This window comes from Vibrio sp. OPT46 (genome assembly GCF_015163535.1).
In the GTDB taxonomy this organism is placed as follows: Bacteria; Pseudomonadota; Gammaproteobacteria; order Enterobacterales; family Vibrionaceae; genus Vibrio; species Vibrio alginolyticus.
In genome coordinates this window covers 160,315-169,800 of record NZ_JADDYG010000092.1, presented here as the reverse complement: position 1 = coordinate 169,800, position 9,486 = coordinate 160,315, and the positions used below count along the sequence as shown (strand labels likewise).

Here is a 9,486-nt window from a genome sequence, read left to right as displayed (position 1 = left end):
ATAAATCAAATCGCGAAAGGTGGCACTCTTTTCTTCAAGGTATGTTTTGAAGCGACCAGTCGGATAAGGGCTGATTTTCATTTTCTGCTCTCTCAGAAAAAGTTACGGACAACTATTTAAGGTGGATTGTACCCCGTAACTCCAAATAAAAAAGCGACAGTGACCTGTCGCTTTACATCTATTCTGTTTATGTGACTTACTGAGATAGAGACTGGCTAACGCTGAGCAACCAAGGCTTCTAATGCCGTAATCGCGGCGCTCTTCTCACCTTGCATCATTACTTTGGCCTCATCAACGTACTGACCAACCCCTTCTTTCACATCTTGTTGATACAGCACCACGTTGTTTAATATCGAAGCCACATGAAGGCCTCGTAGTCGACCGACCGTAAACAGCGCAGAGGTTTCCATATCGGCACCTAAGATGCCTTTCTTGTTCCAATGTTGGCATATTGCATCCTCGTCATCGGTATAGAAACTGTCGTGAGAACGTACCACACCAAAATGATAATGCACTTTTTGCATCGACAAGTAACGCTCAACTTCCTTTAACAGTAAAAAGCTTGCGTAGGCTGGATAAGACGAATCGACATACGCTTTAGAGCCGCCCTCATCTCTTACCGCGCCTTCGGCAATGATCAACTCGCCAAGATGAATGCCTGATTGCATTGCCCCCGCAGATCCAACGCGTACCACATGAGTCACACCGCACTGTTTTAGCTCTTCCACTGCGATGATCATCGATGGCGCACCTATACCTGTACTACACACTGAAACAGGCTTGCCTTTGTAGTTGCCGGTAAACACACGATACTCGCGGTTTTCCGACACCATTTCTGCATCATCAAATAATGCCGCGATACGATTCGCTCTATCTTGCTCGCCGCATACAATAACGAGGGGAGCGATTTGTGTTTCATCCACTCCGATATGAGGTTGTTTGGCCATTTTTCGTTCCTTACGCAGCAGCGTGCGCTAAGGTTTTATCGCCATTGCGCTTAGCGCTACGAGCCCACTCACGCGTGCCATTGGCAGCGATGAACATAAGAATCGCGTACTGAACAGACATTGCGTAAACACCTTGCGTCGCGTAGATACCCACACTGATAATGTTAATCACAACCCATAGAATCCAGTTTTCGACGTATTTACGTGTCATCAGAATTTGTGCAACAACAGACAGTACTGTCATGGTTGCATCCCAGAACGGGAACGCATCAGGTTCAAGCACCGGTTCAGCCAAGCCAGCACCAAAGAGATTCAAGCTATCAACAGCAATGTTTGCTAGCGCAAAGAAAAATGGGTCGATATAGATCGTTAATAATGCGATACATGCAACGTTAATAGAGGCAGTAGTAATAAGTTTCTGTTTATTTAACCAGCGAACTTCCAGCGTTTCACCTTGTGCGTTTGGACGGGTCCACGCATACCAGCCGTAAATGTTCGCACAGAAGAAAAACAATTGAAGAAGCAATAATCCGTATAACTGAATTTGAAAAAAGATAACGGCAAAAAGCGTGACATTCAGCAAACCGAATAAGTAGTTGATGGTTTTTTCTTGGCTGGCAAACCAAATGCAAAGCAGTCCAAAAACGGTACCGAAAGCTTCGATCCAACTCATTGCGTAGCCGTCGCCGATCGGAATGTTAAAGAGGGTATTATTAATATCGAGTAAAGCAAAGAGGTCCATGGTGATGTCCTTTATTATTTTGTTTGGAATACGCTTATATTAGAGCGTGATCCCCAACAAAAAGGAGGACATTTGTCCTCCTCTTGATGCACTCGATCATAATTCAGATTCATTACTTACTTGAAAGTACCTATTTATCTCAATTATTCATTCCAAATGAACTAGGACTCGTGTCCTAGGTAGCGCTTTTTGAACGTCGATGCTGACGCGAACAGTAAAGTCGAAGCAAATGTAAACACCACGCCAGCCAAGTATACATACTCTTCATTCGCAAGTAGTTCATAAACACTCACGACAAACACCGTTAATACTAGTGAAATATTGAAACGGTGAAACCACGGCCTCTTTACTGAATACTGTGCATATCTCTTAACTAACATAAAGATTTTCCATTCATCTCAATAATTTATAAATCTAATTATAGGCTTTATTAATAATAAGCTTTTTAAGCACTATCGACACGAAATCTTTCGAGTTACTCGCAAAAAATCACACTTTTCAAATGTTGAGTTAATAAATTCGAACATCTGTTTTGCATGCTTATTTATTTTTTAGCCCATTTTTTATAAATTATATGCACTAAATTTGTTAACCATGCGTTTGTTTTTAATTAAGAGAAATTCGTCACACTGTTGCGTACAACCAATGTTGGTTCCAGTTGAACGACTTGAGCGTCGTTAGATTTGTCGTCCAGTCTTCGGACAAGAGTCTCAACGGCAGCCTGCCCCAAACGGTACTTAGGCTGATGAATGGTAGTTAGCGATGGCGACATAAATTTCGCGATATGGATGTCATCGTAACCAATAATGGACAGGTCGTCCGGCACTTTAATATCGAGCTCATTTGCGGCGTTAATCACCCCCATCGCCATCATATCGTTAGAGACGAAAATCGAACTAGGTAATGCGCCACGCTGAGCCATTTTTTTGAACGCTTGATACCCACCCTCACATTCGAAGTCCGATTCAATGATCCAATTGGCATTAAATTCCAAGCCCGCTTCGTTCATTGCTCGCTTATAACCTTCGTATCGCATTTGCGCTTGGTGTTTAATCAAAGGGCCAGTGATGCACCCAATTTCAGTATGGCCGCAATCAATTAAGTATTTCGCTGCTAAGTAACCGCCACGAAGTGAGTTGTCTTGGATTTTATCACTTGTAAATAGCATCGGCCCCCAGTCCATTACCACTACTGGGATATCTGGGTAACGCTCAAATACATCGATACGCTCTCCTTCTAGCGACGAACACATCAAAATCAAACCATCGACACGCTTTTGCAATAGCGTATTAATGGATTGACGCATACGTTCGTTATCACCCTCGGTGTTACATAAAATGAGGCTGTAGCCTTTTTGGTAACAGCTACGCTCTACGCCTTTTACGACTTCGCCAAAGAATGGGTTGGTTGAGGTTGTCACGAGCATACCAATGGTTTTGGTACGATTGACTTTGAGGCTACGCGCCAATGCAGAGGGCGCGTAGTAGTTAAGCTCTTTTGCGGCATTGTTAACGCGTTCAGAGATCTCTTCGCTCACAAAACGCGTCTTGTTAATAACATGGCTCACTGTTGAAGTGGAAACCCCTGCCAGTTTTGCGATGTCTTTCATCGTCGCCATGTTACTACTCCTATTTTAATGAGGCGTTGTGCGCCTTATTGTTCAGCGAGAAACGCGTCCACCTCTTCGCGGGTTGGAATCGACGTTTGCGCGCCAAAGCGGGTCACAGAAATTGCAGCCGCCGCATGTGCAAACTTAATCGCTGATTCTAAAGGTAAATCTTCTAGGAGACCAGTGACGAATGCCCCATTAAATGTATCGCCCGCAGCGGTAGTATCCATCGCTTCAACGCGGAAACCCGAGATGATTTCGCCTCGACCGTTTTGGCTTAGCCAAACGCCTTTTGCACCGAGTGTGATCATGACAATTTCTATACCTTTACCATGTAGCACATTCGCCGCTTCTTGCGCGCTTTCGTTGTCTGTTACAGTAATACCTGTCAGAACTTCAGCTTCCGTTTCATTTGGCGTAATCACGTCAATGTAAGACAGTAATTCATCTGACAATTCACGAGCTGGCGCAGGATTCAAAATGACATTGGTTTTGGCATCTTTCGCGATTCGCGCGGCTTTCTCAATGCCGCACATCGGCGTTTCCAATTGCATTAGCAAGTAATCTGCTTGGTGAATACGCTCTAAATCTGGCTCAATCGCTTCTGCTGTCAGTTTGGCGTTTGCTTCAGCTGAAATGCAAATGCTGTTCTCACCACTGTCCGACACTTGAATCATCGCGATACCTGTCGGGCAATTTGGCTGCATCTTCACACCAGTGATATCGATGCCGTCCATTTTGAAGTTTTCGCGAATGTTAATGCCGAATGAGTCGTCGCCCACACAAGCGATAAAACCTATGTCTGCATTTAATCGCGCCGCCGCGACGGCTTGGTTGGCACCTTTGCCACCTGGGATAACTTGATAGTTGCGACCATGCAGCGTCTCGCCTGGGCGAGGGAAAGAAGGCACTTGAAGAACATGGTCAGCGTTTACACTACCTAACACCACTAACTTATTCATACGGTTATCCTCGGTTCTGAATGAACCCTTTTTAAAAACTGTTTAGGAAAATACATTAGATGACTTTAACTTCTCTTCCTGATGAAGGAGTCTCGATAAAAAGCCAAAGGCATCTATACCCCACACTTTGCAGTATTTTGGGTAAGTTTGCCCTCACCTCCTAAACGACAGATATAAACGGAGGAGAGAGCAAAAATTAGGATGATTTATTGAACTTAAAACTTACTTAGTGACTACTTTTAGTGGTACTGGGATGTACTCTTCTACTTCTTCACCTTTCAAAACTTTGTCAGCCGTTTCAACACCTAAAGCACCGATAAGGTCTGGTTGCTGAGCAATAGTTGCCGCTAGTTTGCCACGGTTAACTGCTGCAATGCCGTCTTCCGTACCATCAAAACCAACGATAACGACATCTTTGCCAGAAGCTTGAACTGCGCGAAGTGCACCTAGCGCCATTTCATCATTCTGTGCAAATACCGCTTGTACATCCGGGTTAGCCGCTAGCAGGTTTTCCATTACGTTTAGACCTTTCGTGCGGTCAAAGTCAGCCGGTTGGCTAGCAAGAAGATCCATATCGCTGCCCTTCACGGCATTCATAAAGCCTTCACCGCGCTCACGCGCTGCCGATGTGCCCGCAATACCTTCAAGTTGAATGACTTTTGCTTTTTCGCCGACTTTTTCCATGATGTAGTGGCCTGCCATTTCACCACCAATTACGTTGTCCGACGCGATGTGACTCACGACTTCACCACGGCTTGCACCACGGTCTAATGTCAACACAGGGATCTTAGAACGGTTCGCCATACGAATTGCATTAGACACTGCATCAGAATCCGTTGGGTTGATAAGAATTGCTTTTACGCCGCGAATACTTAAATCCTCGATGTTCGACAGTTCTTTACTCGGGTCATTTTGCGAGTCCAGTACAATTAAGTCGTACCCCAATTCTTTCGCTTTTGCTTCCGCACCGTCTTTCATCGTTACGAAGAACGGGTTGTTTAGCGTCGAAACCACAATCGCCATGGTATCTTGAGCTTGCGCCGCTACCGATACGGTTGAAGAAAGAAGTGCAGCAGAGATAAGAGTTGCAAGTTTTTTCATCGTTCTAGTCCTTTGTGTAGGGTGAGCCAGTACACGTCCCCTGACTCGGTTTGTATTCACTGTTTTATATATACAGATTGTTATGAATTACTTGTTTTTGTTGTCTACCAATACCGCCAGCAAGATAACCACTGCTTTTGCAATCATTTGGTAGTAGGAAGAAACATCAAGTAGGTTAAGTGCATTGTTCAAGAAACCGATGATCAGCGCACCAATCAAGGTACCCATGATACGACCTTTACCGCCCATCAAGCTGGTACCGCCAAGAACAACCGCTGCGATAGCGTCTAGCTCGTAGCCCATACCCGCTGTTGGCTGCGCCGAAGAAAGACGAGACGTTACAATAATGCCTGCAAGCGCTGCTAACATACCGCAGATGGCGTAGACACCAATCTTCACTCGGTCTACATTGATACCTGATAGGCGAGTCGCAGACTCATTGCCGCCTAGTGCGTAAACATAGCGACCAAAGCGCGTGTGGTTAAGTAAATACCAAGCCGCTGCAAACACAACCACCATTAACCAAACAGGAACCGGAATGCCTAGCGCGTAGCCAGTACCAAACCATGCGAACGCATCCGCGGTGTCAGTAAAGCCTGTCGAGATTGGACGACCTTCGGTGTACACCATGGTCACACCGCGTAGTAACGTCATGGTAACCAGCGTAGCGATAAATGCCTGCACCTTACCCTTCGCAATAATGATACCGCTGATCGCACCTAACGCTGCACCTGCGACTAAAGCAGTTGGAACCGCCACCAGCACCGGAACCTCAAGCGCAATCATGCTTGCCGCAAAGGCACCACACAATGCCAATACCGAACCAACACTTAAGTCTATGCCTGCTGTTAAAATAACTAATGTCATACCCACTGCGATAATGGCATTCACGGAGGTTTGACGAAGAATGTTGAGAATGTTGTCGACCGTAAAAAAGTTCGGGTTCAAAAATGACACAACAACGATCAGAAAGATCAAAGCTATCAGTGATTTTTGTTCAATCAGCCACTCTTTTGTGAACAACTTCTTGTTGCCAGTTTCGGTTGGTTTGCTCATGGTATTCGTACTCATGCTGCTTCCTCATTGATCTCTTTGCCCACGGCACAGGCGAGTAGTTTTTCTTGATCGGCGTCTTTCGCATCGAATTCGCCAGTGATACGACCTTCATGCATCACTAAAATACGGTCGCTCATGCCAAGCACTTCAGGCATCTCGGAAGAAACCAAGATGATGCTCATACCTTCGGCCTTAAACTTGTTGATGAGCTGATAAATCTCTTTTTTTGCTCCGACATCAACACCACGTGTCGGCTCATCCAGAATCAGAACTTTAGGTTTCGTCATTAACCCTTTCGCTATCGCAACTTTTTGCTGGTTACCACCAGATAAGTTGCCGATGATTTGATCTCGCGTTGGGGTTTTAATGTTGAATAACTTAATAAAATCTTCCACAGCAATCACTTCGTCGCTGTGTTGAATCTGGAAGCCTTTGGTCAGCTGGTTTAGCGAACAAAGTGACATGTTCTCCTTAACCGAAAGACCTAAAACCAAACCATCGCCTTTGCGGTCTTCAGAGATGTAAGCGATACCATTTGCCAAGCCATCTTGCGGGCTAACCGGGTTAATAGTTTTGTTATCAAGATTGATAACACCATGCTCACTAGGTAATGCGCCGTAAATGACTTTCATGAGTTCAGTGCGGCCTGCGCCCATCAAGCCAGAAATTCCGAGAATCTCACCGCGCTTGAGAGTAAAGCTCACATCCTGAACGCCAGACCCAGTCAAACCAATGACTTCAAGACAGGTTTCGCCATGTTGTACATCAATACGTGGATATTGCTCTTCTAATTTTCGGCCAACCATCATTTCAATTAGGCCATCTTCATCAGTGTCGGACACCTTGCACTCACCGATAAACTTACCATCACGAAGCACCGTAATATCATCACAGATTTCAAAGATTTCTTTGAGACGATGCGAAATGTATACGATGCCGCATCCTTGCTCGCGGAGCTCATTAATCACTTTAAACAGTGATTCCGTTTCGGTATCGGTCAATGCGTCCGTTGGCTCATCCATAATGATGACTTTCGACTCAAACGAAAGTGCCTTTGCAATTTCCACCATTTGTTGTTCACCAAGGCTTAAATCGCCAAGCAATGTTTTTGATGAATGCTTTACATTGAGACGTTTTAAAAGCTTGTCAGCTTCGTCATACATTTTGCCCCACTGGATACACCCTAAGGAGCCAGTGAACTCTCGTCCCAAGTAAATATTTTCGGCAATCGTCAGTTCAGGAATCAGGTTCAGCTCTTGGTGAATAATGCTAATACCAGCTTCCTGTGAATCGCGTGGACCTTTAAAGGCCGCCGGCTGACCTTGATATTGAATGCTCCCCGCATCCATGTGGTAAATGCCTGTCAACACCTTCATTAACGTTGACTTGCCTGCTCCATTTTCACCCATCAGCGCCATAACACGGCCTGGATAAACATTCAGGCTTGCTTTGTCGAGTGCTTTTACGCCCGGAAACGCCTTCTCAATTTCGCTTAGTTGTAGAATGGCTTGAGTCATAATCTGTCCTCAATATCTCTGGCTTAAAAAACCACGCCCGCTTGGAAAATAACGTTCGCATATGGCGAGCATTCGCCGGTTCTTACGATAGCGCGACTTTGCGCCGTACGTGCTTTAAACGCTTCATGTGACACGTAGCTCACTTCAATAGATTTGCCCGTTTCTTCACTCTCTTTGCTCAGTTCGTTGAGCAACGCTTCATGCAAAACTGGGCTTGCATCAGAGAACTCTTCCGCAATGATGACCCCTTCGATTTGGGACTCAGATAGAATTACGCGAACAGTATCAAGAAAACTTGGTACCCCATGCGTTAGCGCCAAATCGATTCGCTGAACATGCTCTGGGATTGGTAGACCAGCATCACATATCGTGATCTCGTCGGTGTGGCCTAGCGTCGCCACCAAGTAAGAAATATCTGAGTTAATTAGGGTACTTTTTTTCATCTCATCGACCTTTCGGTTACACGTTCATACAACCATGAGCGCCTGTTTTAAAGTGTTTTCGTTATTAACAGAAAACTCATCGAAACGTTTCGATGAAATAATAATTCGTCATCGCAATTTGACCAGTGTGAGATCGATAAGGTGTGAGAATGATCTGTAATTCAATTGTCATTGAATAGGAAAAGTGCACTTGAGTCACACTTTACCATCGAAACGTTTCGATGACGGTATTTCCCTGTCATTACGGTTAGGTTTTATACAGGGAGGAAGGAAAAGGGACGTCCAACTACTGAGAAAACCTCTAGTTAATAAGTTCGAAACCTTTCACGTCATCACAATTCTTAGATAGCTGCCTGATTTTGGAGAACGCTCACCTTACAATCTGGTTACAATTTGCCAAAACACATCATCCGTTCAGTACCTTACCTGGTACGCGACGTTTGTAGGGACACAAACGGAAACTAAGAACCATAATGAAGTTAAGCAATAGAGTCATTTTGCTTGTCGCGCCAGTGATCTTATTAAGCGCGTTAGTATCTAGCTATATTATTTATAGCATTCAAAAAGTGACGCTCATCAAGCGGGAAGACAGCTATATTCAGTTGCAAATGGAAAAGCTCGCCGGGCAGTTTCGACAAGCGAATATTTTTCTTAATAGTTATGCCTATACGCTCAGTAAAAGTGATGTATTACAAGACTATTTGGTAAATCATAACAACCCCTATCGTGAACGAGTCTTGTTTAACCGATTAGACGAGACCGCTGAAGTATTGAGCCATGGTTACAAAGGCGATGCGAGCATGGCGATCCTCGACGGCAAACAAAACCTTCTCTACTACACAGAAAACAAATATTACGAATCATCAGGCGTGGTCGACCCAAAGGTGTTAGAGTACATATCACGAAGTTTCAATGAGAGAGAGGCTTTCAGTCACACTGGCTTTATTTATAACTCCAGTGGACAAAGCATTCTTCTTCAATATGAGGTCGTCGACAAAAGAACGGGGACTCACCCTTTGAGCTTTGACTCGAAAAATGTGTTTTTTGTGATAGTTTCCGTATCACTTGAAGCCTTTAACGAGATTAAGCATGAAATCGAGTTTGACACA

At 44.6% G+C, this 9,486-nt stretch carries 9 protein-coding genes and 1 pseudogene; 1 reads left to right on the top strand and 9 read right to left on the bottom strand.

Annotated elements, in window-relative coordinates; all coding sequences use genetic code 11:
- Positions 1-215: 215 nt before the first annotated feature.
- From IQR33_RS04210 to rbsD, 9 genes are all read right to left on the bottom strand, one after another.
- Entirely contained in the window at positions 216-947 is a 732-nt protein-coding gene (locus tag IQR33_RS04210) for a nucleoside phosphorylase (RefSeq protein WP_193837970.1), read from the bottom strand.
- A gap of 10 nt (positions 948-957) precedes the next feature.
- Entirely contained in the window at positions 958-1,689 is a 732-nt protein-coding gene (pnuC, locus tag IQR33_RS04205; protein WP_193837969.1) for a nicotinamide riboside transporter PnuC, read from the bottom strand.
- A 161-nt stretch (positions 1,690-1,850) separates the two neighbouring features.
- A complete protein-coding gene (locus IQR33_RS04200) occupies positions 1,851-2,069 on the bottom strand; it encodes a hypothetical protein (protein WP_005499106.1) in 219 nt (72 codons plus the stop codon).
- Between the two features lie 230 nt (positions 2,070-2,299).
- A complete protein-coding gene (locus IQR33_RS04195; RefSeq protein WP_033906467.1) occupies positions 2,300-3,307 on the bottom strand; it encodes a substrate-binding domain-containing protein in 1,008 nt (335 codons plus the stop codon).
- A gap of 35 nt (positions 3,308-3,342) precedes the next feature.
- Positions 3,343-4,260: a ribokinase gene (gene rbsK, locus IQR33_RS04190; RefSeq protein ID WP_017635385.1), complete on the bottom strand. Its 918-nt coding sequence runs from the start codon at positions 4,258-4,260 to the stop codon at positions 3,343-3,345.
- Positions 4,261-4,482: 222 nt separating this feature from the next.
- Positions 4,483-5,361 (bottom strand): ribose ABC transporter substrate-binding protein RbsB, encoded by an 879-nt coding sequence (gene rbsB / locus IQR33_RS04185; RefSeq protein WP_005373143.1) that lies wholly within the window; start codon positions 5,359-5,361, stop codon positions 4,483-4,485.
- An 87-nt stretch (positions 5,362-5,448) separates the two neighbouring features.
- Positions 5,449-6,432: a ribose ABC transporter permease gene (gene rbsC, locus IQR33_RS04180; RefSeq protein WP_005382618.1), complete on the bottom strand. Its 984-nt coding sequence runs from the start codon at positions 6,430-6,432 to the stop codon at positions 5,449-5,451.
- Positions 6,429-7,934 (bottom strand): ribose ABC transporter ATP-binding protein RbsA, encoded by a 1,506-nt coding sequence (rbsA, locus tag IQR33_RS04175; protein ID WP_017635386.1) that lies wholly within the window; start codon positions 7,932-7,934, stop codon positions 6,429-6,431. The genes rbsC and rbsA overlap by 4 nt, the downstream gene beginning before the upstream one ends.
- 23 nt (positions 7,935-7,957) lie before the next feature.
- On the bottom strand, positions 7,958-8,377 hold the full coding sequence (gene rbsD / locus IQR33_RS04170; protein WP_005382620.1) for a D-ribose pyranase: 420 nt from the start codon (positions 8,375-8,377) through the stop codon (positions 7,958-7,960).
- 473 nt (positions 8,378-8,850) lie between these two features.
- Between rbsD and IQR33_RS04165 the strand changes: the two are divergent.
- A pseudogene (locus IQR33_RS04165) lies at positions 8,851-9,486 on the top strand (diguanylate phosphodiesterase); the annotation flags it as partial.

Bases quoted from the DNA above. Each gene is read 5' to 3' on its own strand.
- IQR33_RS04210 (WP_193837970.1), bottom strand. From the start codon at position 947: ATGGCCAAACAACCTCATATCGGAGTGGATGAAACACAAATCGCTCCC.
- pnuC (WP_193837969.1), bottom strand. From the start codon at position 1,689: ATGGACCTCTTTGCTTTACTCGATATTAATAATACCCTCTTTAACATT.
- IQR33_RS04200 (WP_005499106.1), bottom strand. From the start codon at position 2,069: ATGTTAGTTAAGAGATATGCACAGTATTCAGTAAAGAGGCCGTGGTTT.
- IQR33_RS04195 (WP_033906467.1), bottom strand. From the start codon at position 3,307: ATGGCGACGATGAAAGACATCGCAAAACTGGCAGGGGTTTCCACTTCA.
- rbsK (WP_017635385.1), bottom strand. From the start codon at position 4,260: ATGAATAAGTTAGTGGTGTTAGGTAGTGTAAACGCTGACCATGTTCTT.
- rbsB (WP_005373143.1), bottom strand. From the start codon at position 5,361: ATGAAAAAACTTGCAACTCTTATCTCTGCTGCACTTCTTTCTTCAACC.
- rbsC (WP_005382618.1), bottom strand. From the start codon at position 6,432: ATGAGTACGAATACCATGAGCAAACCAACCGAAACTGGCAACAAGAAG.
- rbsA (WP_017635386.1), bottom strand. From the start codon at position 7,934: ATGACTCAAGCCATTCTACAACTAAGCGAAATTGAGAAGGCGTTTCCG.
- rbsD (WP_005382620.1), bottom strand. From the start codon at position 8,377: ATGAAAAAAAGTACCCTAATTAACTCAGATATTTCTTACTTGGTGGCG.